The organism is Frondihabitans sp. PAMC 28766, from assembly GCF_001577365.1.
Classification (GTDB): domain Bacteria; phylum Actinomycetota; class Actinomycetes; order Actinomycetales; family Microbacteriaceae; genus Frondihabitans.
Genome location: NZ_CP014513.1, coordinates 2,718,641 through 2,744,639 on the forward strand (window position 1 = coordinate 2,718,641; position 25,999 = coordinate 2,744,639).

The window sequence follows — 25,999 nt, forward strand, 5'->3', positions numbered from 1 at the left end:
TTCTTCCACACGGGGAGACCCCAGCCTCCCGCCTGTGGACAACCCGCTACTGGTACGAAGGGTGCGCCCGAAGCCAGGTTTGGAACTGCGCCACGGCCTGCTGGTGCTCGGCGTAGGTGGCCGAGAACACGGTCTGGCCGGTCTCGAGGTTGACGGTCACGAAGTAGAGCCAGTCGCCAGCGGCCGGGTGGAGGGCGGCGTTCAAGGCGATGTCACCAGGATTCGAGATCGGCCCGACGGGCAGCCCCTTGTGCACGTACGTGTTGTAGGGGTTGCTCGCGTCCGCGCGTTGCGCGTCGGTCGTCGTCACGCTGTTCGTCGTGCCGGCGCCGTAGGCGACGGTGGCGTCGGACTGCAGCAGCATGCCCTGGTCGAGGCGGTTCTGGAAGACGCGCGCCACCTTCGGGTAGTCGGCGGCGAGGCCGGCCTCCTTCTGGATGAGCGACGCGAAGATGATCGTGTGCTCGTAGTTGGCCGGGGCGACGCCGTCGGCCGCGAGATGCTGTTTCATCACAGCGACCATGTCGGCGAAATAGTCGTGCGCCGTCTTGTGCGGTTGGAGGTCGTAGGTCGCGGGGAAGAGGTAGCCCTCGAGGCTCGTGGCATTCGACGGCAGACCGTACGACTTGTAGTCGTTCGCCGCGGCCTGGACGGTGGCCGTCGGGATCTTCGTCACCGACGCCATGAGGCTGACGATGCCCTTCAGGGTCGTGCCCTCGGGGATCACGAGCTTGGTCGTGATGAGGGTCGACGGCTCTTGCAGCCGGCTGATCGCCGACTGCGCGCTCATGTGCTCGAACATCGAGTAGGTGCCCGGCTGGAACTGGATGTTCTGATCGGCCAGCAGCAGCTTGTAGGGCGCCTCCGACGACTTGGTGATGTCGGCCTTCGCCAGCTTCGCGGCGATCGTCTCGCCGATGTCGCCCGACACGATCGTGAAGTCGACCTTCTTGCCGTTGCCCGAGCCGGTGTAGTCGTCGGTCGGCTTCTTGCCGAAGAGGGCGCTCACGCTCGGGCCGTACTGGTGCCAGAGGGTGTAGCCGCCGGCGGTGCCGCCGCCGAGCACGACGACGAGCACGATCACCAGGATCAGGGCGCCGCGACGATGTCCGTGACGCGCGCGCCGCTCGCGGGGCGGCTTCGGCTCGCGCGGGGCTTTCCGGACCTGGGCGTCTTCGGGCTGCGGCGCGACGGCGCGCCGGTCGGCGAGACCGTCGTTGTCGGTGCGGTGTCTCCCTGGACGGCGTCCGGCCCCGGCGTGGGCGCAGGATCTCCGTCGACAGTCGGCGGGGCTGCCGGTGCCGGCTGGGCGGCGGGAGTCGGCGGGGCTGCCGGTGCGGGCCGGGTGGCGGGTGCGACGGCAAGCCCATCGGCGGGGGCCGACGTCGGGCCCATCGGCGCAGTGGTCTCCGCGGCGGCGGAGGCTGCGGTCAGGCGCTCGCGCTCTCGAAGCTCGCGACGCGACATGGGCGCGGGCAGGTCGTCGCCCGTCACCCGGGCTGCGTCATCGCGGTCGCCTGCGGTCTCGTCGGTCATCGCACGGCCGTTGCCGGGTCGCCCGGGCCGGGCTCGATCCGCTGCTGCGCGATCGGCTGAACCGCTGAAGATGTCGTCCCAGAAGGGTTCGTCAGCCACGTCTCATCGTCTTTCGTCGGGGGGCGCCGGTGCATCGACGAGGAGGCCCGGTGGACGTCCGCTCGATCGTTCGAGGTCGATGGCGTGCTGCACGATGATAACAGCGGCCACCTGGTCCACAACGGACCGCTGCTTCCTCGACGATCGCCCCGCCGCGCGGAGGGCGCTCTGAGCCGTCACCGTCGACAACCGCTCGTCGACGAGCCGCACGGGGATCGGTGCCGCGGCGGCAGCCAGGCGATCCGCGAATCCACGGGCGTCTCCTGTCGACGGAGTGTCGCCGCCCGAGAGCGAGAGCGGCAGCCCGACGACGATCTCGACGGCGTCGAGCTCGGCCACGTGCGACAGGATGCGACGCATGTCGTCACCGGTCTCACCTGAACGCTGCACGGTCTCGATGGGCGTCGCGATCAGGCCGTCCGGGTCGGTCCGGGCCACACCGATGCGCACCTTGCCGACGTCGACTCCCACGCGGGCGCCGCGTCGAAAGGCTCCGCCGCCTGTCTCCGACACTGCCGGGCTCAGCCGCGGACGGCGTCGACGATCGCCGACAGCGCGGTCGGGATGGCCGAGACGTCGGAGCCGCCGCCCTGCGCCAGGTCGTCTTTGCCGCCGCCCCCGCCGCCGAGGATGGATGCCGCGGTGCGCGCCAGGGCGCCCGCCTTCGATCCTGCGTCGCGGGCACCCTGGGTCGTCGCGACGATGACCGCGGGCTTGCCCTGCACGTCGGCCGCGAGGGCCACGACCGAGGTCGAGCCCTGCCCGAGCCGCTCGCGGACGCTCGTGGCGAGGCTGCGGAGGTCGTCGGTCGACTTGAGCTGGCCCACGTGCTCGGCGACGAGGGTGACGGTGCCGACGGGCGAGGCCTTCAGGGCGATGGCCGGGACTCGGGTCGAAAGAGCCGCCGACTCGAACTCGGCGATGCGCTTCTCGGCCGCCTTGAGCTGCGCCGACAGGTCGGCGATGCGGTCGGGAAGCTCGGCGCGCGGCGTCTTGAGCGACGACGTCAGCTGGTTGATCAGGGCGCGCTCGGTTGCGAAGTCGCGGAAGGCGTCGATGCCGACGAGCGACTCGACGCGGCGGTTGGTCGACCCGATCGAGGACTCCCCCACCAGATTGATCAGTCCGATCTGCGACGAGTGGCTCACGTGCGTGCCCGCGCACAGCTCGCGTGACCAGGGGCCGCCGATGTCGACCATGCGCACCTCGTCGCCGTACTTCTCGCCGAAGAGCGCCATGGCGCCCGCCGCCCGCGCCTCGTCGAGGGGCAGGATGCGAGTGGTCACCTCGAGATCGTCGCGGACCTTCGAGTTGGCGATGTCTTCGATCTCGGTGCGAGTGTCGGTCGACAGGGGGTTCGACCAGTTGAAGTCGAGCCGCATGTAGCCCGCCTTGTTGTACGAGCCGGCCTGGTGCGCCTCCGGCCCGAGCACCTGGCGGAGAGCCGCGTGGATGAGGTGCGTCGCCGAGTGCGCCTGCGTCGCGCCGCGACGGTAGGTGGGGTCGACGACGCTGGTCGCGCCGGCACCCACGCCGACCTCACCCGAGCGGACCTGCACGCGGTGGCTGACGAGGCCCTTGACGGGTTTCTGCACGTCGAGCACCTCGAGGTCGAAACCGTTGCCGACGATCGAGCCCTCGTCGGCGTCCTGCCCGCCCGACTCGGCGTAGAGCGAGGTCTCGGCGAGGATGATCTCGGCGATGTCGCCGGCCACCGCGCGGTCGACCGAGGCGCCGTCTCTGATGATGCCGAGGATGGTCGACTCGGTGTTGAGGAACTCGTAGCCGGTGAAGACGGTCTCGCCCTGCGCGCGGAAGGCCGAGTAGACGCTGAGGTCGGCCAGAGCGGTCTTGCGCGACTTCGCGTCGGCCTTCGCCCGGGAGCGCTGCTCGCTCATGAGGGTGTCGAACGCCGTACGGTCGACCGTGAGGCCCGCCTCTTCGGCGATCTCGAGCGTGAGGTCGATCGGGAACCCGAAGGTGTCGTGCAGCAGGAAGGCGGTGTCGCCCTTCAGCTCTTTGCGATTGTCGCTCTTCGTCTCGTCGACCGCCGTGTCGAGGATTGTCGTTCCCGCAGCCAGGGTGCGGAGGAACGTCTCCTCCTCGGCGAACGCGAGGCGCGAGATCCGGTCGTAGTCGGTCTCGACCTCGGGGTAGGCCGCCTTCATCGCGTCGCGCGACGCCGCAAAGAGCTCGGCGAAGCTCGCGCCGTCGACGCCCAGCAGGCGCATCGAGCGGATGCTACGGCGCAGGAGGCGGCGGAGGATGTAGCCTCGGCCCTCGTTGGACGGGGTGACGCCGTCGCTCATCAGCATCAGCGACGAGCGCACGTGGTCGGCGATGATGCGCATGCGCACATCGTCGTCGTGGTTCGCGCCGTAGCTGCGACCCGACAGCTCGGCGGCCTTGTCGAGCACCGGGCGCACCTGGTCGATCTCGTACATGTTGTCGACGCCCTGCTTGAGGAAGGCGACGCGCTCGAGACCCATGCCGGTGTCGATGTTCTTGTTGGGCAGCTCTCGGACGATGTCGAAGTCGACCTTCGAGGTGACATTGTCGATCTGGTACTGCATGAACACGAGGTTCCAGATCTCGACATAGCGGTCGTCGTCCGTCGCCGGGCCGCCGTCGATCCCGTAGGCCGGCCCGCGGTCGAAGAAGATCTCCGAGCAGGGCCCCGCGGGGCCCGCCTGACCGGTCGACCAGTAGTTCGTGTCTTTGTCGAGTCGCTGGATCTTGTCGTCAGGAAGCTGTGCGACCCGCTTCCAGATCTCGATCGCCTCGTCGTCGTCTTTGTAGACGGTGACCCAGAGGTCTGTCGGGTCGAAGCCGAGGCCACCGTCGTCTTCGCTCGTCGTCAGCAACTGCCAGGCGTAGGTGATCGCCTGCTCTTTGAAGTAGTCGCCGAACGAGAAGTTGCCGTTCATCTGAAAGAAGGTGCCGTGGCGCGGGGTCTTGCCGACCTCTTCGATGTCGTTCGTGCGGATGCACTTCTGCACGCTCGTCGCGCGCTTGAAGGGCGACGGCACGAGGCCCGTCATGTACGGGATGAACGGCACCATGCCGGCCACGACGAAGAGCAGGCTCGGGTCGTCGCTCACCAGCGACGCGGAGGGCACGACGGTGTGGCCCCGGTCGCCGAAGAACTTCAGCCAGCGGTTGCGGATTTCAGCGGTCTGCATGGTGATCTCTCGTCAGGAAAGGAAGAACGAAGGGGGGACGGCGTGCGCTTTGCCTAGTCGCGATCGCGCAGCTCGGCCTCGCGGGCGCGGTAGCCACCGACGACGGAGTCGCGGAAGAGGCTGAGGCGACTGTCGAGCCCCGTGAAGAACTCACGCCCGGCCGGTGTCTGGTTGACCCGGTGGGCGACGTAGAAGCCCAGTGCGGTGCCGACGGCCAAGACGAACAGGGATTTCACGAAAAGGTCTCCTTCGGACGAACTGCCCTAAAGCCTACCGGGGCCCGCCTGGCCGCCGGGACGACGAAGGGAGCAGACCCACGTCAGTGGGCTGCTCCCTTCGAGAGGCGCTGGGGCTAGCGGGCCGCGTAGTACTCGACGACCAGCTGGACCTCGCAGGTCACGGGGACCTCGGCGCGCTTCGGGCGACGCACGAGCTTCGCCTGGAGCTTGTCGATCTCGACCTCGAGGTAGCCGGGGACCTTGGGGAGCACGTCGAGGTGACCACCGGCGGCGGCGACCTGGAAGGGCTCCATCGACTCCGACTTGGGCTTGACGTGGATCATCTGGCCCGGCTTCACCCGGAAGGAGGGGCGGTCGACGAGCTTGCCGTCGACCAGGATGTGACGGTGCACGACCATCTGGCGGGCCTGGGCCGTGGTGCGGGCGAAGCCCGAACGCAGCACGAGAGCGTCGAGACGCTCTTCGAGCAGCTCGACCAGGTTCTCACCGGTCAGGCCACGGCTCTTGCGGGCCTCTTCGAAGACGATCTTGAGCTGGGCCTCGCGGATGCCGTACTGGGCGCGCAAGCGCTGCTTCTCGCGGAGACGGACGGCGTAGTCGCTGTCGGTGCGTCGCTTGGTGCGGCCGTGCTCACCGGGAGCGTACGGACGCTTCTCGAGGTAGCGGGCCGCCTTCGGGGTGAGGGCGATACCGAGAGCACGCGAGAGACGCGTCTTGCTCCGGGTGCGGGACTTGGTGGACATGCTGATTCCTATCGATCTTGTCGGAGTATGGAACGTCTGCCAGGCGCGCGAGCGCCGACAGGCATAACAAGAGGGGTTGGTCGCCGGCTAAAGGCAACCCGGCAAGCTTACACGACGGGGGGCGTCGTCGCGACGGCAGGATGCGGGTCACTCGCCTCGGGTGATGCGACGCAACTTCTCGAGGCGCGCCGCCACGTCGCGCTCGTTGCCGTTCGCCGTGGGGTCGTAGTAGCTCGTGCCGAGCAGCGTGTCGGGCAGGTACTGCTGCTCGACGACGCCGAACTCGGAGTCGTGCGCGTACTTGTAGCCCTTGCCGTGACCCAGCCGCTTGGCCCCGGGGTAGTGCGCATCGCGCAGGTGCTTCGGCACGCGGCCGGCTTTGCCCGCCCGGACGTCGGCGATGGCCTGGTCGAGCGCCATGTACGAACGGTTCGACTTGGGGGCTGTCGCCAGGTACACGACCGCTTCGGCCAACGGGATCCTGCCCTCGGGCATGCCGATCAGCTGCACCGCGTCGGCGGCCGCCATCGCGATGACGAGGGCCTGAGGGTCGGCCATACCGATGTCTTCGCTGGCCGAGATGATCACGCGACGCGCGATGAAGCGCGGGTCTTCGCCGGCCTCGATCATGCGCGCCAGGTAGTGGAGCGCCGCGTCGACGTCGCTGCCCCGCACGGACTTGATGAACGCGCTGATCACGTCGTAGTGCTCGTCGCCGTTGCGGTCGTAGCGGAGCAGAGCGCGGTCGACCGACTGGGCCACCAGCTCGGCGGTGACGACGGGCGGCTTGTCGCCGCTGCCACCGCCCTCCTCGCCGTCGAGCTCGTCCTCGTCGTCGAGGTCGTCATCAGCCTCGCTGTCGGCGCCCCCGGAGTCGGCATCGCCGAGAGCCCACGCCGACTGCGCCGAGGCCTCGAGCGCGGTGAGCGCGCGGCGGGCGTCGCCCGACGCGAGCCGGACGATCATGGCCAGCGCCTCGTCGTCGAGCACGACCGTGTCGGCGAGACCCCGTGGGTCGTGCACGGCGCGCTGCACCAGCTCGGCGAGGTCGTCGTCGCTGAGCTGCTCGAGCGTGAGCAGCAGCGACCGCGAGAGAAGAGGAGTGATCACCGAGAACGAGGGGTTCTCGGTGGTGGCCGCGATGAGGATGATCCAGCCGTTCTCGACACCGGGCAGCAGGGCATCCTGCTGGGCCTTGGTGAAGCGGTGGATCTCGTCGAGGAAGAGCACGGTCGTGGTGCCGTAGAGATCGCGGTTCGACAACGCCTTCTCCATCACGCTGCGCACGTCTTTGACGCCGGCGGTCACGGCCGACAGCTCGACGAACTGCCGACCCGAGCTGTGTGCCACAGCCTGGGCGAGGGTCGTCTTGCCTGTGCCGGGAGGGCCCCACAGAATGACGGACACCGCGCCTGTCTCGCCTGTCCGGTCGGACGCGAGCTGCACCAGCGGCGAGCCAGGGCGCAGCAGGTGCTTCTGCCCGGCCACCTCGTCGAGCGAGGTCGGACGCATGCGCACCGCGAGCGGAGTCGAGCTCGCCCGCACGCCGCGCAGGCGCCCGCGCCACTCACTGACCGCCTCGGTGCTCATGGGAAGTCATGCTAGACCGGACCACCGACAGCCAGACCCCGAGGGAAGGTCCCGCCTGCCTACGAGCCGCCGGGCGCTCTCCTCCGTTACAGTCGAGGCTGGACCATCGCCCCATGGAGGATCAGTGACACCGAGCAAGAACCAGGACCGCGAGGCGCGAGACCGGCTCCGCAGGTACACCGCTCGACAGAAGGTGCACACCTCGCAGGTGAAGCGCCGCTTCCGCGACAACCTCGGCGCCATCATCGCCGTCGTCGTGCTCGGCGCGCTCGGGACCGCTGCGCAGATCGTGCACACGAGCGACACGACGCCCGCCGCTCCCTCCTCGTCGAGTGCGAGTGCGAGCGCCAGCGCCTCCGCCTCCGCCTCGCCGACCGCGACGTCCACCTCGACGGCGGCCGCTGGCAGCAACACGGGCGACGTGCCGGCGAAGACGATCGCGGCGAACCGCACCTGGACGGGCTCGATCACGCTCAACAAAGACGTGACCCTCGGCATCTCGCTCGACGGCAAGAAGGCCCCGCAGTCGGCAAGCGTCATGATCGATCTGATCAAGAAGGGCTTCTACGACGGCACGCACTGCTGGCGCATGAGCAATGCGACCGGCGCGAAGTTCTTCCAGTGCGGTGCGACGAAGGCCGACGGCACCGGCGACGACGGCTTCCAGTACGGCCCGCTCGAGAACGTTCCGGCCAGCAACGAGTACAAGACCGGCGTGATCGCCATGGCCCGCTCGACGTCGCCGTACTCGCAGGCCACCCAGTTCTTCATCGTCTACGGCGACACCTTCCTCGACGGCTCGACCGGCGGCTACACCGTCGTCGGCAGCGTCACGAGCGGCCTGCCGACCCTCGAGAAGGACATCACCGGCAAGGGCCTCACGCCGTTCCCCGCGACGGCGACCGCCCCTCTCGACAAGTCGACCGGCTCCCCCAAGGTCGCGACCACGATCACCGGCGCGACGATCAAATAGCTTGCGCGGCGCAGGCTCCGAGCTTGTGCAATAGGCTGAACACCCATCGCGAGGGACGGCTGTGCCCTCTTACGACGAGAACATCATGCAAGGTGGAATTGTGGCTGACAACGACAGTGCGCCCTGGGGCCGAGTCGACGACGACGGAACCGTCTACGTTCGCGAAGCCGAGGGCGAACGCGCCGTCGGCCAGTACCCCGACGCGACTCCCGAAGAGGCGCTGGCCTACTACCAGCGCAAGTACACCGAACTCGCCGGGCAGGTGACCCTCCTCGAGCAGCGTGTCAAGCGCGGTGCCTCGGCGTCCGACGTCTCGAAGGCCGTGGCGCACCTGCGCGAGGCCCTCACCGAACCGAGTGCCGTGGGCGACCTCGAGTCGCTGCGCACCCGGGTCGGGGCTCTCGACACCACCGTGGTCGAGCTAACGCAGCAGCAGAGCGCCGAGGCGCAGGCCGCACAGGCCGAGGCCGTCGAGTACCGCACCACTCTCGTGGTCGAGGCCGAGACGCTCGCCGCACAGGATCCCGCTCGCGTGCAGTGGAAGCAGGTCACGGCTCAGATCGACGACATCTTCGCCCGCTGGCAGAAGCACCAGCAGGAGGGGCCGCGCATCCCCAAGGGCGAGGGCAACGAGCTCTGGAAGCGCTTCCGCGCCGCCCGGTCGACGATCGACACGCACCGCAAGGCCTTCTACGCCGAGCTCGACGCCGTGCACCGCGACGCGCGCTCGCGCAAGCAGTCGCTCGTCGAGCAGGCCGAGGCGCTGGCACCCCGGGGCGCCGACGGCATCCCGACCTACCGCGCGCTCCTGGACGACTGGAAGCGTGCCGGTCGCGCCGGCAAGAAGTACGACGACGCCCTCTGGGCACGCTTCAAGGCCGCGGGCGACGTGCTCTACTCGGCCAAGGGCGCCATCGTCGCTCAAGACGAGGTCGAGTACACCGACAATCTCGTCGCCAAGAACGCCCTGCTCGACGAGGCTGCGCCGATCCTGCAGATCACCGATCGGACGGCGGCGCGCGACGCGCTCATCTCGGTGCAGCAGCGCTTCGACGCGATCGGGCGCGTGCCTCGCGATCAGGTCCGCCCCGTCGAAGACCGGCTGCGCGCCATCGAGAACCACGTCCGGAAGCTCGACGACGACTTCTGGCAGAAGAACAACCCCGAGCGGAAAGCCCGGTCAGAGGGGCTCGCCGGCCAGCTGGAGAGCGCCATCGCCAAGCTCGAGATCGAGCTCGCCGAAGCGCAGTCGGCCGGCGACACCCGCGCGATCAAAGACGCCCAGGAGGCGCTCGACGCTCGCCGGATCTGGCTGGACGCGCTGGGTTCGTAGTCGTCTTCGACGTCTCGGACCGTGGCATCCTGCCCTCCCCAGGGCGGGCAGGGCGCCGGGTTGTCCACAGGCGGCCACTGACGGGCGGCAGGATCCGGCGGGGTGCGTCACGCTGTCGGCATGACCTCACGCCCTTCCGCTCTGCTGACCTCCGCCGATCTCCCCTACGTCGAGCTTCAGGCGGCCGCTCTCGACGGCGACGTCTTCCGTGTCGACCGGGCCTTCTGCTCGGTCGCCGAGATCGACGTGCCGTGGCGCCGCGCTACGGCGCTGGCGCCCCTCTTCGGGACGGAGTTCGTCGTCGCCGGGCTGTCGGCCGCGTGGGTGTGGGGTGCGCTGGCGGAGGCACCGATCACGCACGAGGCGTTCGGTGACACCCGGCGCACGCACCGGGACATCCCCGCAGGGACTCGCGTGCGAGCGGCCCGCACCGAGCCGGTCGACCTGGTCGACTTCGGCCCCGTGCGGGTCACGTCGCCGGTGCGCACTGTCGTCGACCTCGTGCGGCGGGAGGCGTTCGGCGACGAGGCGGCTGAGGTGGTGCGTTTCCTCGTCTCCGAGCACGGCATCGACCGCGGCTCCTGCGAGGCTCTGCTCACGCGGAGCCCGCACCTGCCGCACAAGCGCCGCGCGCGTCAGCGCCTCGACGCCGCAGGCCTCGCGGATGTCGCCGCGGACGGCGCCACGCGGCTCGGCTGACGCGATGGCTTACCGTGGTGCAACGGGCGCCGCGTGGTGCAACGGCTCAAGCCCCTCAGGGTCGCACCACGCGATCTCGTTTGCACCACGGGAAGCGGTGGTGCGACGGGGATGCCGTGGTGCGACGTGGGAGGCGGCTCCAGGTGGCACCATGCGATCTCGTTTGCACCGCGGTCTACGTTAGTGCGACGGGGATCGCGTGGTGCGAGAGCGCGGCTCAGCCGCCCGAGACGCGGTAGACGTCGTAGACGGCATCGATGCGTCGCACGGCATTGAGCACCCGGTCGAGGTGGGTGGTGTCGCCCATCTCGAAGACGAACCGGCTGAGAGCCAGGCGTTCGGACGAGGTCGAGACCGTCGCCGAGAGGATGTTGACGTGGTGCTCGGAGAGCACGCGCGTGACGTCCGACAAAAGGCCCGACCGATCGAGCGCCTCGATCTGGATCTGCACCAGGAAGACGCTCTTCGACGAAGGAGCCCACGAGACCTCGATCATGCGCTCGGGCTCGGCCATCAGGCCCTGCACGTTGTGGCACGACGCCTGGTGCACGCTGACGCCCTGACCGCGGGTGATGAAGCCGACGATCTGGTCGCCCGGCACCGGCGTGCAGCACTTGGCGAGCTTGACCAGGATGTCGGGCGCGCCGCGGACGAGGACGCCGGAGTCGCTGTTGCGCAGTGGCCGTGGCCGACCCTTCGACGGGAACTCGAGGTCGAGATCGGTGTCGTCGTCGGCCTGCTCTTGGACCGCGGCGAGGATCTTCTCGATGACGGACTGCGTCGAGATGTGGCCCTCGCCGACCGCGGCGTACAGCGCCGTGAGGTCGTCGTAGCGCATCGCCGTCGCCACCTCGGCGATGCTGTCCTGGCTCATCAGCTTCTGCAGCGGCAGGTTCTGCTTGCGCATGGCGCGTGCGATCGCGTCCTTGCCCTGTTCGACGGCCTCGTCGCGGCGCTCCTTGGTGAACCACTGCTTGATCTTGTTGCGCGCGCGAGGGCTCTTGACGAAGGTGAGCCAGTCCTGGCTCGGGCCGGAGTCGGGGTTCTTCGAGGTGAAGACCTCGACGACGTCGCCGGAGGTCAGCGCCGACTCGAGCGGCACGAGGCGCCCGTTGACCTTCGCACCCATGGTGCGGTGTCCGACCTCGGTGTGCACGGCGTAGGCGAAGTCGACCGGCGTCGCACCGCTCGGCAGGCCGATGACCTTGCCCTGCGGCGTGAAGACGTAGACCTCTTTCGCGCCGATCTCGAAGCGCAGGCTGTCGAGGAACTCCCCCGGGTCGGCCGTCTCGGCCTGCCAGTCGGAGATGTGCGCGAGCCACGCCATGTCGGTCTCGGTCTTGGGGTCGGTGGTCGTGTCACGGCCGCCGTTCATCCGCTGCTTGTACTTCCAGTGCGCGGCGACGCCGAACTCGGCGCGCTGGTGCATCTCGTGCGTGCGTATCTGGATCTCGACCGGGCGCCCCTTCGGCCCGATGACCGTGGTGTGCAGCGACTGGTAGAGGTTGAACTTGGGTGTCGCGATGTAGTCCTTGAAGCGGCCCGGGATCGGGTTCCAGCGCGCATGGATCGAGCCCAGCACGGCGTAGCAGTCGCGCAGACTGTTGACGAGCACCCGGATGCCGACGAGGTCGTAGATCTCGTCGAACTCGCGACCGCGCACGATCATCTTCTGATAGATGGAGTAGTACTGCTTGGGTCGGCCGACGACGTCGCCACGGATCTTCGACGACTTGAGGTCGGACTTGACCGCGTTGATCACGTTCTGCACGAACTGCTCGCGCTGCGGGGTGCGCTGCTTGACGAGGCTGTCGATCTCGACGTAGAGCTTGGGATGCAGCACGGCGAAGCTCAAGTCTTCGAGCTCCCATTTGATGGTCTGGATGCCCAGGCGGTGCGCGAGGGGCGCATAGATCTCGAGGGTCTCGGTCGCCTTGCGCGTCGCCGAGGCCGACTCGACGAAACCCCAGGTGCGGGCGTTGTGCAGGCGGTCGGCGAGTTTGATGACGAGCACGCGGATGTCTTTCGACATGGCGACGACCATCTTGCGGACGGTCTCGGCCTGGGCACTGTCGCCGTACTTCAGCTTGTCGAGCTTGGTGACGCCGTCGACCAGCATCGCGATCTCGTCGCCGAAGTCGGCGCGCAGCATCTCGAGCGTGTAGTCGGTGTCCTCGACGGTGTCGTGGAGCAGGGCAGCCGCGATCGTCTTGGCGCCGATACCCAGGTCGGCGAGGATCTGCGCCACGGCGACGGGGTGGGTGATGTATGGCTCGCCGCTCTTCCGCAGCTGGCCGGTGTGCGCCTTGTCTGCGGTGGCGTAGGCACGCTCGATGATCGAGAGATCGACCTTCGGGTGGTGCATGCGCACCGTCTTGATCAGCCGGTCGACAGCACCGGCGGGCTGGCTGCGCGAGAAGAGCCGCGGCAGCAGTGTTCGTAGCGACGCAGTGGACTGGGGCGGGGTCGGGCCGCCAGCGGGCGCAGACGTGTCGGAGGTGGTGATCTCAGTCGTCATCAACGCCCACTCTCGTGTCGAGTCGAAACTCCAGAATACCCGTCCGGGTCAGCCGACCTGCGGCGCGGAGCCGTTCTCGCTCGTGAGTTCGCCAGAAGCGTTCTGCCAGGCGACCATGCCGCCGAGCACGTCGACGGCGTCGTAGCCCGCATTGCGGAGCGCGGCCGTCACCTGCGCCGACCGCCCGCCGAGGTGGCAGACGACCAGGATCTCGTGATCATGCGGGATCTCTTCGACGCGAGCGCTGAGCTCGGACATCGGCAGGAGGTGCGCGTCGGGTGCGTGACCTGCATCCCACTCGTGCTGCTCGCGGACGTCGAGGAGGTACGCACCGGATGCGACCTCGCCGACGGCTTCGTCGGCCGTGACCTGCTGGCGTTCGACGCTCACGGGGCCACCACCGCCTTGGCCTTCTTGGCGTCGCTCTGTTTGATCGACGCCTCGTGGCCGCGGATCTGCGAGTAGACGGGCGCCGCGATGAAGATCGTCGAGTACGTGCCGACCAGGATGCCGATGAACAGCGACAGGGCGATGTCGCGGAGGGTGCCCGCGCCGAGGAGCAGCGAGCCGATGAAGAGGATCGACGCCACCGGCAGCAGGGCGACCACCGACGTGTTGATCGAGCGGACGAGAGTCTGGTTGACCGCCAGGTTGACGGACTCACCGAAGGTGCGCGACGAGCCGTTCTTGTCTTCGTTGTTGTTCTCGCGGATCTTGTCGAAGACCACCACTGTGTCGTAGAGCGAGTACCCCAGGATCGTGAGGAACCCGATCACGGCTGCCGGCGAGACCTGCACGCCGAGCACGCCGTACACGCCCGCCGTGATCACGAGGTCGTGCAGTAGCGAGACCATCGCCGCGGCCGCCATCTTCCAGGTGCGGAAATAGATGGTCATGAAGATCGCCGCGAGGATCAGGAAGACGACGAGGCCTCGGACGGCCTGCCCGGTGATGTCACCGCCCCAGGTCGCACCGATGAACGACGTCGCGACCTTGTTGTCGGAGACGTGGTAGGCATGGGCCAGCTTGGTGCCGAGGGCATCGGTCTGCGTGGTCGAGAGGTTGTTGGCCTGCACGCGGACGGTGTTGTTGCCGACCACCGAGACGAGCGGCACCGAATTGGCGTCGAACGACTTGACGGTGTTCGTCGCGATGCTCTGGTCGGGGTTCTTGAGCCCCGAGATCTGGTACTCGGAGCCGCCGGTGAAGTCGATGCTGAACTGGAACCCACCGCGCACGATCGGCACGATGATCGCGATCAGGATCATCACCGCCGCGATGAGGTACCAGGTCTTGCGTCGGCCGATGATGTTGTACGAGCGCTTGCCCGTATAGAGATCGTTGCCGAACGTGGAGAAGCTGGCCATCAGGCGTCCTTTCCGGGCTTCGAGTCGGTGCGCGATTCGCCCGTGCCTGCGGTGGTGTCGGTGGAGGTGGTCGAGTCGGCCGGGGGCAGGCCGCCGTTCTTGGCCGCAGCGGCCTCGGCCGCGCGACGCTCGGCGATGGTCTGACGCTTGACGGCCTCTTTGCCGCCGGCCCTCTTGCGACCGGCCACGACGGGCTCGCGGAACTGGGCGCGACCACGGTAGACGGCGCCGAGGGCGTCCGGGTCGAGGCCAGAGAACTTGTGGCCGCCGCCGAAGAAGCGGGTGCGTGCGAGGAGGCGAAGCATGGGGTGCGTGAACAGCGCCACCACCACGACGTCGATGAGAGTCGTCAGCAGCAGGGTCAGCGCGAAGCCCTTCACGCTGCCGATCGCGAGGATGTAGAGCGTCGCGGCCGCGAGGAAGTTGACCGAGTCGGACGCCAGGATCGTGCGGATCGCCCTCGTCCACCCGGCCTCGACCGCCGATTCGAGGATGCGACCGTCGCGCAACTCGTCGCGGATGCGCTCGAAGTAGACGATGAACGAGTCGGCCGTGATGCCGATCGCCACGATCAGACCGGCCACGCCCGCCAGGGACAGCCGGTAGCCGTCGTGCCAGGAGAGGAAGTCGATCGTGAGGTAGGTGATCGCGCCCGAGATCGCCAGCGACAGGATCGTGACGAAGGCGAGGGCGCGGTACTGGATGATCGAGTAGATCACGACCAGGATCAGGCCGATGAGGCCGGCGATCAGTCCCGCCAGGAGCGACGTCGAGCCGAGCGTCGCCGAGATGACCTCGTTGCTCTGCACGGTGAAGCTGATCGGCAGGGCGCCGAACTTGAGCTGATCGGCGAGCGTCTTCGAGCTGACGGCGTCGAACGAGCCGGTGATCTGCGCCTTGCCGTCGGTGATCGCCGAGTTGGTGGTCGGTGCCGTGATGACATCGCCGTCGAGGACGATGGCGAACTCGTTGCGGGGGGCGGTCAGCGAGACCAGGCGGCTCGTGACGGCCTCGAAGTCTTTCGAGCCGGTGCCGTTGAAGGTGATGTTGACGGCGTACTGGCCGGTGCTGTTGCCCTGCGAGTTGGTGGCGATGCCGCTCGTCGCGTCGCTGATGGTCGAGCCCTGCACCTCGACGGGGCCGAGGATGTACTTCGCCGTGCCGTCGGTCGAGCAGGTGACCAGGGGCTTCGAGTCGGAGGAGTTCGAGACGTCGTTCGGGGCGTCGCAGTTGTACTTCGTGTAGGTGTCGGCGAGGGCCTGCGAGATGTAGCTGAGGTCGCTGCCGTTCGTCGGCTTGGCCGTGTAGGTGTTCGGCACCGTGGCGGGCGGCGAGTACGGCGTCGGGCTCGACGTGACCTTGCCTGCCTTGTCTTTGCCGACGGCGGTGTTGGTCGAGGCGCCGGTGTAGAGCACCGGGCGGAAGGTCAGGCGGGCGGCCGACTCGATGCGCTTCAGAGTGGCGGCGTCGGGCTTGCCCGGAATCGACACGACGATGTTGTTCTTGCCCTGTGTGTTGATCTCCGCCTCGGACACGCCGCCGGCGTCGATGCGCTGGCGGATGATCGTCACGGCCTGGTTGAGCTGGTCGGACGACACCGTCTTCCCGCTCTGGAGCTGGGCCTGCAGAGTGATCTGCGTTCCGCCCTGGAGGTCGAGGGCCAGCTGGGGTACGAAGCTGGCGTCGCTCCACCAGCCTGTCGTGCTGTTGGTCGCCTTGTGCAGGATCGTCGCGGCGCCATTGAGAGCCGCGATGGCGGCGATGATGATCAGGAGCCAGGTCAGGGAACGAAGGGCCTTCTTCGCGGGCGTCGATCGTGCCACGGAGGAACTCAGCTTTCTCAGGCGGTGAGCGCGCCGGAGCGCTGCCTCACCGGGTGGGGATCCGGCCGGTCGGCCGGATCGCGTGACAGTGTCAGTTGGTGTGCGTGTCGCTGTCGCGGGCGGTCGTGTTGGTCTGGATGCGCTCACCGAAGTCGGGCTCGGCCGACGGGATGGCGTGGTCTTCGTTCAGCGAATAGGACGAGGCCGACTCGGTGCCGGTGGTCGAGGCTGTGGCGGTGGTCACATCGGTGGTGTCGGCGACGGGCTCGACGACACGGCCGAGGGTCTGACGGTGCACCTTGATGACGGTGCCGGGGGCGATCTCGACGTCGGCCACGTTGTTCTCTTCGTCGAGGCTCACGAGGGTGCCGTAGAGGCCGAAGGTCAGCATGATCTCGCTGCCGGGCTGCATCTTGAGCTGCAGCTCGGCCTGGTCGCGCTTCTTCTTGCGGCTGTTGCGGAACATCACCACGATGAGCACAACAAGGATCAGAAGGATGATGTATTCGCCGTAACTGCCCATGGTGTCGTCTTCTTTCGAAAGAGGGGAGGTGGTTGTGCCGCGAGGAGATCAGTCGCGGCGGCTGAGAAGCCTCCGAGGATTATAGGCCATCGCCGAAGAGGCCCCCTGGGTGCCTCTCGATGCCGAAGTGGCGCCAGGCCTCGGGTGTCGCGATCCTGCCCCGGGGCGTCCGGGTCACGAGGCCCACGCGCACGAGGAAGGGCTCGACGACTGATTCGATCGTGTCGGCCTCTTCGCCGACCGAGACCGCCAGGGTGTTGAGACCCACGGGGCCGCCGTCGAACCGCTTCAGGATCGCCTCGAGGACGGCCCGGTCGAGCCGATCGAGCCCCAGCGAGTCGACGTCGTAGAGCTCGAGGGCGGCCTGCACGGTGGCGAGGTCGGCGCGCTGACCGTGCACGAGGGCGTAGTCGCGGACGCGGCGCAGCAGGCGGTTCGCAATGCGCGGGGTGCCGCGGCAGCGGCCGGCGATCTCGACGAGGGCGCGCTTGTCGATGTCGATGTCGAGCAGGGCGGCGGCGCGCCGCAGAACTTCTTCGAGCTCGGTCTCGTCGTAGAACTCGAGGTGCGCGGTGAAGCCGAAGCGGTCGCGGAGCGGGTTGGGGAGGAGGCCCGACCGGGTGGTGGCGCCGACGAGGGTGAACGGCGACAGCTCGAGCGGGATGCTGGTGGCGCCCGCCCCTTTGCCGACCATGATGTCGATCCTGAAGTCTTCCATGGCCAGGTAGAGCATCTCTTCGGCCGAGCGGGCCATACGGTGGATCTCGTCGATGAAGAGCACCTCGCCGGGCACCAGCGACGACAGGACCGCGGCCAGGTCGCCGGCGTGCTGGATGGCGGGGCCCGACGACATGCGAAGCGGTCGGTTGCCCTCGTGCGCGACGATCATCGCGAGGGTCGTCTTGCCGAGGCCGGGAGGGCCGGCCAGCAGGATGTGGTCGGGCGTGCGCGACTGCATCGCCGCGGCGCGCAGCAGCAGCTCGAGCTGGCCGCGCACCTTCGTCTGCCCGACGAACTCGCTCAGGGACTTGGGGCGGAGAGCGCCCTCGAAGGCGAGCTCGGCGTCGTTCTCGAGCTCGGGCTTGGTGAGGTCGAGGTCGTCGGCGCCCATCAGCGGGACCGCCGCATCAGACGGAGGCCCGCTGCGGGCCGAGACGCGTGAGCGCCGCCCGGAGGAGGGCGGGGACCGCGGAGGAGACCGACGGGTCGGCGTCGTCGAGCACCGCGTCGATCGCGCTCTGCGCGTCGCGCTCGGACCACCCGAGGCCGATCAGGGCCACCAGCACGTCGGCGGACGTCGTCGAGCGGGCGGTGACGGTCGGCGCCTGGACGCGGATGTCGAGCTTGCCGGCGAGCTGCACGATGATCAGCTTCGCGGTCTTCGGGCCGATGCCCGAGACGCGGCGGAAGGCGGCGTCGTCTTCGGAGGCGACCGCCGTGGCCACCTGCGACGGCGTGAGGTGGGCGAGCACGCCGAGGGCCGACTTCGGGCCGACTCCGGTGACGCCCCGCAGCAGGTCGAACACCTCGAGCTCGTCGGTCGTCGAGAAGCCGAAGAGCGACATGTCGTCTTCGCGGACGATGAGCGCCGTGTGCAGGAAGGCCGGAGATCCGATGGGAGAGGACAGGGCCAACTGCGGTGTGACCGCGACGCGGTAGCCGACTCCCCCGACCTCGACGACGACCGTCCCGCCCGATGCGGCGGCGACGGAGCCGCGGAGACTGGAGATCATCCGCCCAGCCTAGGAGTGCGCACCGACTTCTCGGCGTCGCGCCACGCTCGTTGGGCGGGTGTCAGGCCGTGGGCCGGGGCGTTCGGGGTGCGGTCGGTGCCGCGGCGCCAGGCATGGCAGATGGCCAGCGCGAGCGCGTCGGCGGCGTCGGCCGGCTTCGGCACCTCGTCGAGGCCGAGGAGGCGCGCGACCATCGCGCCGACCTGCTTCTTGTCGGCCGAGCCGTAGCCGGTCACTGCCGCCTTGACCTCGGACGGCGTGTGCAGGGCGACCGGGATCGAGCGCTCGGCGGCTGCCCGGAGGGCCAGACCGCTGACCTGGGCGGTGCCCATCACCGTGCGTACGTTGTTCTGTGCGAAGACTCGCTCGATCGCCATCGCGTCGGGCCGGAACTCGTCGACGAGCGCCTCGATGCCCCGCGCGATGATGAGGAGGCGCTGCTCGAGCGGCGCGTCGGATGCCGAGCGGATCGTATGGACGGAGACGAGCGACGGGCGCCTGGTCGTGTCGACCTCGATGATGCCGACACCGCAGCGGGTAAGGCCGGGGTCGACGCCGAGCACCCTCAGGGTCATGCCCCGACCACCGTGAACAAGCGCCTCTACTCGTCGTCTTCGTCGAGCTCGGCCTGCACGTCGGCCGTCACGTCGATGTTCGAGTAGACGTTCTGCACGTCGTCGTCGTCGTCGAGCGCGTCGATGAGGCGGAACACCTTACGGGCCGTCTCGGCGTCGGCCTCGACCTTGAGGCCGGGCACGAACTCGATGTCGGCGGCGTCGTAGTCGATGCCGGCCGCCTGAAGCGCGGTGCGCGCCGGCACGAGATCGCTCGGATCGGTCTGCACCTCGAATCCGGCGCCCTGGTCGACGACGTCTTCGGCACCGGCGTCGAGCACGGCGGCCATGACGTCGTCTTCAGAGAGGTTGTCGGTCTTCATGACCGTGATGACGCCCTTGCGGCTGAAGTTGTAGGCGACGCTGCCGGGGTCGGCCATCGTGCCACCGTTGCGAGACATGACCGTGCGAACGTTGGCGGCCGCGCGGTTCTTGTTGTCGGTGAGGCACTCGATCATCAGCGCGATGCCATTGGCGGCGTACCCCTCGTAGATGATGGTCTGGTAGTCGACGGCGTCGCCGCTCAGGCCGGCGCCGCGTTTGACCGCGCGATCGATGTTGTCCTTGGGGACGGAGGTCTTCTTCGCCTTCTGAACGGCATCGACGAGCGTCGGGTTGCCCTCGAAGTCGGCGCCGCCCATCTTGGCGGCCACCTCGATGTTCTTGATCAGCTTCGCGAACGATTTCGCGCGACGGCCGTCGACGACCGCCTTCTGGTGCTTGGTCGTCGCCCACTTGGAATGCCCGGACACGGTGCTCCTGTCGTTGCCTTGCAATAAGTCGCCACAAGTCTACCCACGACCGGTGTCAGTCGCGGCGGGCGCGCACCTTCGTCAAGAAGTACTCGTGGAATCGGTAGTCGTGCGTCATCTCGGGGTGGAAGGACGTTCCGAGGAGGTCGCCCTGCTCGACGGCGACGACGCGATCGTCGCTCAACTGCCCGAGCACGCGGGCCGCGGGGCCGACTTCTTCGACGACGGGCGCCCGGATGAACACCGCGTGCACGGGCCCGCCCTCGAGCACCGGCACTTCGAGGTCTTCTTCGAACGAGTCGCGTTGCGAGCCGAACGCGTTGCGTCGCACCGACACGTCGAGGCCGCCCAGACTCTGCTGACCCGCCATGCCGTCCAGGATGCGATCGGCCAGCATGATCAGACCGGCGCACGTGCCGTAGACCGGCAGCCCACTCGAGATCGCAGCCTTCAACGGCGCGGCCAGGTCGAACGTTCGGGACAGCTTGTCCATGACGCTCGACTCGCCGCCGGGGATGATCAGGCCCTCGACACCGTCGAGCTCGGACGAGCGGCGCACGGGCACGCCCTCCGCACCGAGCATGCCCATGACGTGCAGGTGCTCACGGAAGTCGCCCTGGAGGGCGAGCACTCCGATGCGAAGGGGGGGCCGGCTCACCAGCCGCGGTCCGCGAGGCGGTGCGGGGCCGGAATGTCGGCGACGTTGATGCCGACCATGGCCTCGCCGAGACCGCGCGAGGCTTCGGCGACGATCTTCGCGTCGTCGTAGAACGTGGTCGCCTTGACGATCGCGGCTGCGCGAAGCGCCGGGTCTCCCGACTTGAAGATGCCGGAGCCGACAAAGACGCCGTCGGCGCCGAGCTGCATCATGAGGGCTGCGTCGGCCGGGGTGGCGACGCCACCGGCGGTGAAGAGCACGACGGGCAACTTGCCGGTGGCTGCGACCTCGCGGACGGTCTCGATCGGGGCCTGCAGCTCTTTCGCGGCGACGTAGAGCTCGTCTTCGCGAAGGTGGCGGAGGGCCGCGATCTCTCTCGTGATCGTGCGGATGTGCTTGGTGGCCTCGGAGACGTCGCCGGTGCCGGCCTCGCCCTTCGAGCGGATCATGGCCGCGCCTTCGGTGATGCGGCGGAGAGCCTCGCCGAGGTTGGTGGCGCCGCAGACGAACGGCACCGTGAACTTCCACTTGTCGATGTGGTTGACGTAGTCGGCCGGGCTCAGCACCTCGGACTCGTCGATGTAGTCGACGCCGAGGGTCTCGAGGATCTGCGCCTCGACGAAGTGGCCGATGCGCGCCTTCGCCATGACCGGAATGTTCACGGCCTTGATGATCTCGTCGATCATGTCGGGGTCGGACATGCGGGCCACGCCGCCCTGCGCACGGATGTCGGCGGGGACGCGCTCGAGGGCCATGACCGCAGTGGCGCCCGCGTCTTCGGCGATGCGAGCCTGCTCGACGTTGACGACGTCCATGATGACGCCGCCCTTGAGCATGTCGGCGAGACCGCGCTTGACCAGGGAGGACCCCGTGGCGGGCGCAGTGAGGGAGGAATCGGTGGTGGGGGTGCTGTCGCTCATGATGCTGTAGCTTACGGTGTCGAAGCGCCCGGATCGCTCGGAGCCGAGTCGTTCGGCCAGGCGTCGGCGACGGCTTGGCGCACGTCGCCGAGTAGCTGCGTGATCGCCTTCGTCTCGGCGATGATCGGGAAGAAGTTCGAGTCGCCGCCATAGCGCGGCACGACGTGCTGGTGCAGGTGGGAGGCGATGCCGGCGCCGCCGACATCGCCCTGGTTGATGCCCATATTGAAGCCCTGCGCGTGCGACACCTCGGTGAGCACCCGCATCGCGGTCTGAGTCAGCGAGCCGATCTCGGCGACCTCCTCGGCGGTGGCCCGGTCGTAGGTCGACACGTGGCGATACGGGCAGACGAGCAGGTGCCCCGGGTTGTACGGGAAGAGGTTGAGGAGCACGTAGGCGTGCTCGCCGCGCGCGACGATCAGAGCCTCGTCGTCGCTCTTGCCGGGCGCCGCGCAGAACGGGCACTTGTCGTCGTGAGCGCCCTGCCCCTTCTGCACGTAGACGGCGCGGTGCGGCGTCCAGAGCCGCTGGAAGGCGTCGGGTGCCGCCGCGAAGGAGGCGGACGACTCGACGACGTCCGCCTCCTCCCGAGGGTCGGTCACTCTCAGACCTGCGCCTTGGTCTCGATCGCCGCGACGATCTTCTCGATGGCCTCGTCGACGGGGATCCCGTTCTCCTGCGACCCGTCGCGGTAGCGGAAGCTGACCGAGCCTGCAGCGCGATCCTCCTCGCCGGCGATGAGCTGGAACGGCACCTTCTGCTTGGTGTGGGTGCGGATCTTCTTCGGCATGCGGTCGTTGCTGTGATCGACCTGCACGCGCACGCCTCGCGCCTTGAGCTGGGCGGAGATCCCGTCGAGGTAGTCGCCGTACTCCTCGGCCACAGGGATGCCGACGACCTGCACGGGCGCGAGCCACACCGGGAAAGCGCCCGCATAGTGCTCGGTCAGCACGCCGAAGAAGCGCTCGATCGATCCGAAGAGCGCACGGTGGATCATCACCGGGCGCTGGTGCGTGCCGTCGGCCGAGGTGTACTCGAGGCCGAAGCGCTCGGGCAGGTTGAAGTCGAGCTGCACGGTCGACATCTGCCAGGTGCGGCCGATGGCGTCGCGCGCCTGCACCGAGATCTTCGGGCCGTAGAAGGCGGCGCCGGCAGGATCCGGGACCAACTCGAGACCGGTCTCGCGAGCGACCTGTGCGAGCGTCTCCGTCGCCTCTTCCCAGGTGGCGTCGTCGCCGACGTACTTCTCGGGATCCTTGGTCGAGAGTTCGAGGTAGAAGTCGTTGAGCCCGTAGTCCTTGAGCAGCGACAGCACGAAGCCCAGCGTCGTCTTGAGCTCGTTCGCCATCTCTTCGCGGGTGGTGAAGATGTGCGCGTCGTCCTGTGTCATGCCGCGGACGCGGGTCAGGCCGTGGATCACGCCCGACTTCTCGTTGCGGTAGACGGTGCCGAACTCGAAGAGGCGCAGCGGCAGGTCGCGGTACGAGCGGCCCTGCGACCGGTACACGAGGATGTGCATCGGGCAGTTCATGGGCTTGAGGTAGTAGTCGGCGCCCTGGCGGACGATCTCGCCCTCCTCGTTGCGCGCCTCGTCGAGGTGCATCGCGGGGAACATGCCGTCCTTGTACCAGCCGAGGTGGCCGCTGGTCTCATACAGGTTGGACTTGGTGATGTGGGGCGTGTAGACGAAGTCGTAGCCCTCGGCCTCGTGGCGCTCGCGCGAGTAGTTCTCCATCTCGCGGCGGATGATGCCCCCCTTGGGGTGGAAGACCGCCAGGCCCGAGCCCAGCTCGTCGGGGAACGAGAAGAGGTCGAGTTCGGCGCCGAGCTTGCGGTGGTCGCGCTTTGCGGCCTCCTCGAGGCGGCCGAGGTGCTCGCGCAGTTCGTCTTTGGTGGCCCAGGCGGTGCCGTAGATGCGCTGCAGCTGCTTGTTCTTCTCGGAGCCGCGCCAGTACGCGCCGGCCGACCGCATGAGCTTCCAGCCGTTCTGGATCAGGCGGGTCGAGGGAAGGTGCGGGCCGCGGCAGAGGTCGCGCCACACGACGTCGCCGGTCTTCGCGTCGACGTTGTCGTAGACGGTGAGCTCGGCGCCGCCGACCTCGACGCTGGATTCATCGACCAGAACAGTGCCGGCATCGCCTGCCGCCTCGTCGAGCCCGGCCGGCCCCTTGAGGCCGATCAACTCGAGCTTGTACGGCTCGTTCGCCATCAGCTCGCGCGCCTCGACTTCGCTGACGACGCGGCGCACGAAGCGCTGGTTCGCCTTGACGATGCGCTCCATGACCTTCTCGATCGCCTTGAGGTCATCGGGGGTGAATGCCTCGGCGACGTCGAAGTCGAAGTAGAAGCCGTCGTCGATGGGCGGGCCGATGCCGAGCTTGGCCTCGGGGTTGATGCTCTGAACGGCCTGCGCCATGACGTGGGCGGTCGAGTGGCGCAGGATCTCGAGACCCTGCGGCGAGTCGATCGGCACGGGCTCGGCCAGGCAGGGCCTCTCATCGGGGCTGGCGGGCTCGAAGGTGGCGGCCATGTCGTAGAGGGCGCCGTCGACGCGGACGGCGACGATGCTGCGGTCGGGGAAGAGGTCGAATCCGGTCGTAGTCTCCGTGACCTCGATCGGCTGGATCGAGGCGGCCACGGGTTCTACTGCGTCAGACAATCGTCTTCCTCACTGTCGAAAAGGGTTCCGTCCAGTTTAGGGGACCAACACGACCTTGCCGTGGGCGTGGTGCTGCTCGAGCAACTCGAACGCCGCCCGCACCTCGGTCAGCGGGAAGGTCTGCGCGATGGGCAGCGTGACCTTGCCCTGGTCGAGCAGCTTCGCCACGTGCGCCAGCACCTCGGGCGTCGACGCGTCGGACGACCCCTTCGACAAGGCGCCGATCTCGGCGGCGGCCCCGAACGCGATGATCGTCTCGATGCGGTCGGGCTGGAGGCCGAGCTCGACCCCGAGGTGCACGTACTCGTCGCCGAAAGTGTCGATCAGCGCGTCGACGCCGTTCGGCGCGAGCTCGCGGATGCGGTCCGCGAGGCCCTCGCCGTAGGCGACGGGGCGCGCGTCGACGCTGCGGAGCCACTCGTGGTTGCCCGCGGAGGCGATGCTGATCACGTCGACGCCGTCGACGACGAGCAGCTGGGTGACGAGCGAGCCCACTCCCCCGGCGGCCGACGAGACGACGACCGTCTGGCCGGGCTTCGGGCCGATGGCCGCAATGGCGGCCGTCGCGGTGGCCGCGACCACGAAGAGGGAGCCGGCGACCTCCCATGACACGCCCCTCGGCTTGGCGACGAGCTGGTGCGCCGGCACGGTGACGAAGTCGGCATGGCTGGAGCGCTGCTCCGACCAGCCGATGACCTCGTCGGCAGGATGCCAGGCCGTCACGTCGCCTCCTGCGCTCACGACGACGCCGGCGAAGTCGGTGCCCTCGCCGGAGGGGAAGGTGGCCGGGAACATCGAGTCGAGGAAGCCCTGGCGGATCGCTGCCTCGCCGGGGTTCGTGCCCGCAGCCTTCACCTCCACGAGCACGTCACCGGCAGCAGGAGGCGACACCTCGACGTCGACGACTTGCAGAACCTCGCGGTCGCCGTAGTGGTCGAAGCGGACGGCGCGGCCGTGCGTGGGGATTTCGGGGGCGGGTGAGTCGCTCATGGCGGTCCTTTCGTCGGGCACCTCGAAGCGTACGCTCGCCGGTAAGCACCCAGGAGGCACTCATGGCACGCATCGCAATCGTCGGGGGCAACGGTCTCACGGCCCGGCACCTCATCAGTCGGCTCAGCGCCCGGGGCGACGAAGCCCTCGCGTTGGTCAGGTCGGGTGACCAGGGCCCGACCATCGAGGCCCTCGGCGGCACCCCGGTCGTGCTCGACCTCGTCTCGAGCAGCGTCGACGACTACGCCGACGCGCTCCGCGGCGCTGACGCCGTCGTCTTCGCCGCCGGAGTAGGCGGCAACGGCGGCGATGTGAATGCCGTCGACCGCGACGGCTCCATCAAGAGCATCGACGCGGCGGCCGCGGCCGGCCTGCGTCGCTTCGTGCAGATCTCGGCCGTGGGGGCATCCGGTGGCACCCCGTCGAGCCTGTCGGGGCCGTTCTGGGAGGCCTACTACGCGGCCAAGCGCGCGGGTGACGCGCACCTGCGCGATTCGGGTCTCGACTGGACGATCCTCGAGCCGGGAGCCCTCACCGAAGATCTGGCCGCCGACGGCATCGAGCTCGGCACCCGCGTCTCGAGCGTGCCGATCAGCCGCGCCGATGTAGCCGCCACCGTCGTCGCCGTGCTCGACGAGCCTGCCAGCATCGGCTTCACCTGGGAGCTCGTCGGCGGCGACACCCCCGTGGTCGATGCGGTGAAGGCGGCCGTCGCCCGATAGCTGTCGTCGGCGGGCCGCTCGGAGTAGGTTCATTCACCAGATGTTCACGATCACCCTGCCCCCGCTGCTCCAGAGCCCGTCCGAAGGGCGTGTCCTCGCCGAGGCCCTGCCTGACGAGGGCGCCGCCCACGTCGAGATCGACGCGAGTCTCAACGCTCTCGCCGACCACGGCTTCGTCGACGAGCTGCTGGACGAGCTGCTCGCCCGCGGGCTCGAGGTGCTCGTCGTCGACGGCGCTCACCCCGATCTGCGCGGCACCTTCGCCAGCGCGGCCTCGGCACGCGACTTCGGCGAGATCTGGTTCGCCACCGACTCGGCTGCCTGAA

General features: G+C 68.5%; 26 protein-coding genes. 5 read left to right on the top strand and 21 right to left on the bottom strand.

The annotated features are described in order from the left end of the window. Positions 1 to 46: 46 nt before the first annotated feature. The 7 genes from mltG to AX769_RS13120 form a co-directional block, all read right to left on the bottom strand. The gene (gene mltG, locus AX769_RS13090; protein WP_157887615.1) at positions 47 to 1,078 is read right to left on the bottom strand and encodes an endolytic transglycosylase MltG; all 1,032 of its coding nucleotides are present in this window, start codon (positions 1,076 to 1,078) and stop codon (positions 47 to 49) included. Positions 1,079 to 1,089: 11 nt separating this feature from the next. After that, entirely contained in the window at positions 1,090 to 1,635 is a 546-nt protein-coding gene (locus AX769_RS13095; RefSeq protein ID WP_066280067.1) for a hypothetical protein, read from the bottom strand. A gap of 3 nt (positions 1,636 to 1,638) precedes the next feature. Next, on the bottom strand, positions 1,639 to 2,106 hold the full coding sequence (gene ruvX / locus AX769_RS13100) for a Holliday junction resolvase RuvX (RefSeq protein WP_239451784.1): 468 nt from the start codon (positions 2,104 to 2,106) through the stop codon (positions 1,639 to 1,641). Between the two features lie 50 nt (positions 2,107 to 2,156). Next, complete coding sequence (gene alaS / locus AX769_RS13105; RefSeq protein ID WP_066280072.1) at positions 2,157 to 4,817, bottom strand: alanine--tRNA ligase; 2,661 nt, start codon at positions 4,815 to 4,817, stop codon at positions 2,157 to 2,159. Between the two features lie 53 nt (positions 4,818 to 4,870). Then, entirely contained in the window at positions 4,871 to 5,053 is a 183-nt protein-coding gene (locus AX769_RS13110) for a hypothetical protein (protein WP_066280074.1), read from the bottom strand. A gap of 116 nt (positions 5,054 to 5,169) precedes the next feature. After that, positions 5,170 to 5,799: a 30S ribosomal protein S4 gene (gene rpsD / locus AX769_RS13115; protein WP_066280076.1), complete on the bottom strand. Its 630-nt coding sequence runs from the start codon at positions 5,797 to 5,799 to the stop codon at positions 5,170 to 5,172. A gap of 147 nt (positions 5,800 to 5,946) precedes the next feature. Further along, positions 5,947 to 7,389 (bottom strand): replication-associated recombination protein A, encoded by a 1,443-nt coding sequence (locus tag AX769_RS13120; protein ID WP_082763801.1) that lies wholly within the window; start codon positions 7,387 to 7,389, stop codon positions 5,947 to 5,949. Positions 7,390 to 7,513: 124 nt separating this feature from the next. On the opposite strand from AX769_RS13120, the gene AX769_RS13125 reads away from it, so the two are divergent. From AX769_RS13125 to AX769_RS13135, 3 genes are all read left to right on the top strand, one after another. Beyond that, a complete protein-coding gene (locus tag AX769_RS13125) occupies positions 7,514 to 8,362 on the top strand; it encodes a peptidylprolyl isomerase (RefSeq protein ID WP_066280079.1) in 849 nt (282 codons plus the stop codon). A gap of 100 nt (positions 8,363 to 8,462) precedes the next feature. Continuing rightward, a complete protein-coding gene (locus AX769_RS13130; protein WP_066280081.1) occupies positions 8,463 to 9,695 on the top strand; it encodes a DUF349 domain-containing protein in 1,233 nt (410 codons plus the stop codon). Between the two features lie 120 nt (positions 9,696 to 9,815). Further along, a complete protein-coding gene (locus tag AX769_RS13135) occupies positions 9,816 to 10,394 on the top strand; it encodes a type IV toxin-antitoxin system AbiEi family antitoxin (protein ID WP_066280083.1) in 579 nt (192 codons plus the stop codon). A gap of 217 nt (positions 10,395 to 10,611) precedes the next feature. Here AX769_RS13135 and AX769_RS13140 read toward each other — a convergent pair whose 3' ends face one another. The 14 genes from AX769_RS13140 to AX769_RS13205 all read right to left on the bottom strand — a co-directional run bounded on the left by AX769_RS13140 (position 10,612) and on the right by AX769_RS13205 (position 24,951). Then, positions 10,612 to 12,912 carry a bifunctional (p)ppGpp synthetase/guanosine-3',5'-bis(diphosphate) 3'-pyrophosphohydrolase gene (locus AX769_RS13140; protein WP_082763802.1) on the bottom strand — a complete coding sequence of 767 codons (2,301 nt, stop codon included), beginning with the start codon at positions 12,910 to 12,912 and terminating at the stop codon, positions 10,612 to 10,614. Between the two features lie 48 nt (positions 12,913 to 12,960). Next, a complete protein-coding gene (locus tag AX769_RS13145; protein ID WP_066280089.1) occupies positions 12,961 to 13,302 on the bottom strand; it encodes a rhodanese-like domain-containing protein in 342 nt (113 codons plus the stop codon). Continuing rightward, entirely contained in the window at positions 13,299 to 14,279 is a 981-nt protein-coding gene (gene secF / locus AX769_RS13150) for a protein translocase subunit SecF (protein ID WP_066280093.1), read from the bottom strand. Before secF ends, AX769_RS13145 begins: the two co-directional genes overlap by 4 nt. After that, positions 14,279 to 16,102: a protein translocase subunit SecD gene (gene secD / locus AX769_RS13155; RefSeq protein ID WP_082763803.1), complete on the bottom strand. Its 1,824-nt coding sequence runs from the start codon at positions 16,100 to 16,102 to the stop codon at positions 14,279 to 14,281. Before secD ends, secF begins: the two co-directional genes overlap by 1 nt. A 91-nt stretch (positions 16,103 to 16,193) precedes the next feature. Then, positions 16,194 to 16,625 carry a preprotein translocase subunit YajC gene (gene yajC / locus AX769_RS13160; protein ID WP_066280096.1) on the bottom strand — a complete coding sequence of 144 codons (432 nt, stop codon included), beginning with the start codon at positions 16,623 to 16,625 and terminating at the stop codon, positions 16,194 to 16,196. 79 nt (positions 16,626 to 16,704) lie between these two features. Beyond that, positions 16,705 to 17,736, bottom strand: a complete 1,032-nt coding sequence (gene ruvB / locus AX769_RS13165; RefSeq protein WP_066280101.1) for a Holliday junction branch migration DNA helicase RuvB — start codon at positions 17,734 to 17,736, stop codon at positions 16,705 to 16,707. 16 nt (positions 17,737 to 17,752) lie between these two features. Continuing rightward, positions 17,753 to 18,358 carry a Holliday junction branch migration protein RuvA gene (gene ruvA, locus AX769_RS13170; RefSeq protein WP_066280104.1) on the bottom strand — a complete coding sequence of 202 codons (606 nt, stop codon included), beginning with the start codon at positions 18,356 to 18,358 and terminating at the stop codon, positions 17,753 to 17,755. Then, entirely contained in the window at positions 18,355 to 18,933 is a 579-nt protein-coding gene (ruvC, locus tag AX769_RS13175; RefSeq protein ID WP_066280106.1) for a crossover junction endodeoxyribonuclease RuvC, read from the bottom strand. The genes ruvA and ruvC overlap by 4 nt, the downstream gene beginning before the upstream one ends. Before the next feature lie 26 nt (positions 18,934 to 18,959). Next, positions 18,960 to 19,724: a YebC/PmpR family DNA-binding transcriptional regulator gene (locus tag AX769_RS13180; RefSeq protein WP_066280108.1), complete on the bottom strand. Its 765-nt coding sequence runs from the start codon at positions 19,722 to 19,724 to the stop codon at positions 18,960 to 18,962. Between the two features lie 55 nt (positions 19,725 to 19,779). Then, positions 19,780 to 20,313, bottom strand: a complete 534-nt coding sequence (pdxT, locus tag AX769_RS25260) for a pyridoxal 5'-phosphate synthase glutaminase subunit PdxT (RefSeq protein ID WP_239452040.1) — start codon at positions 20,311 to 20,313, stop codon at positions 19,780 to 19,782. A gap of 65 nt (positions 20,314 to 20,378) precedes the next feature. Then, a complete protein-coding gene (pdxS, locus tag AX769_RS24735; protein ID WP_066280110.1) occupies positions 20,379 to 21,302 on the bottom strand; it encodes a pyridoxal 5'-phosphate synthase lyase subunit PdxS in 924 nt (307 codons plus the stop codon). A gap of 11 nt (positions 21,303 to 21,313) precedes the next feature. Further along, positions 21,314 to 21,904: an HIT domain-containing protein gene (locus tag AX769_RS13195; RefSeq protein ID WP_066280114.1), complete on the bottom strand. Its 591-nt coding sequence runs from the start codon at positions 21,902 to 21,904 to the stop codon at positions 21,314 to 21,316. Between the two features lie 2 nt (positions 21,905 to 21,906). Next, entirely contained in the window at positions 21,907 to 23,940 is a 2,034-nt protein-coding gene (thrS, locus tag AX769_RS13200) for a threonine--tRNA ligase (protein WP_066280115.1), read from the bottom strand. A gap of 57 nt (positions 23,941 to 23,997) precedes the next feature. Beyond that, positions 23,998 to 24,951 carry an NADP-dependent oxidoreductase gene (locus AX769_RS13205; RefSeq protein WP_066280116.1) on the bottom strand — a complete coding sequence of 318 codons (954 nt, stop codon included), beginning with the start codon at positions 24,949 to 24,951 and terminating at the stop codon, positions 23,998 to 24,000. Between the two features lie 62 nt (positions 24,952 to 25,013). On the opposite strand from AX769_RS13205, the gene AX769_RS13210 reads away from it, so the two are divergent. Together AX769_RS13210 and AX769_RS13215 are read left to right on the top strand one after the other, a co-directional pair. Beyond that, positions 25,014 to 25,673, top strand: a complete 660-nt coding sequence (locus AX769_RS13210; RefSeq protein ID WP_066280118.1) for an NAD(P)H-binding protein — start codon at positions 25,014 to 25,016, stop codon at positions 25,671 to 25,673. 40 nt (positions 25,674 to 25,713) lie between these two features. Beyond that, entirely contained in the window at positions 25,714 to 25,998 is a 285-nt protein-coding gene (locus AX769_RS13215) for a hypothetical protein (RefSeq protein ID WP_066280122.1), read from the top strand. Position 25,999 lies beyond the last annotated feature (1 nt).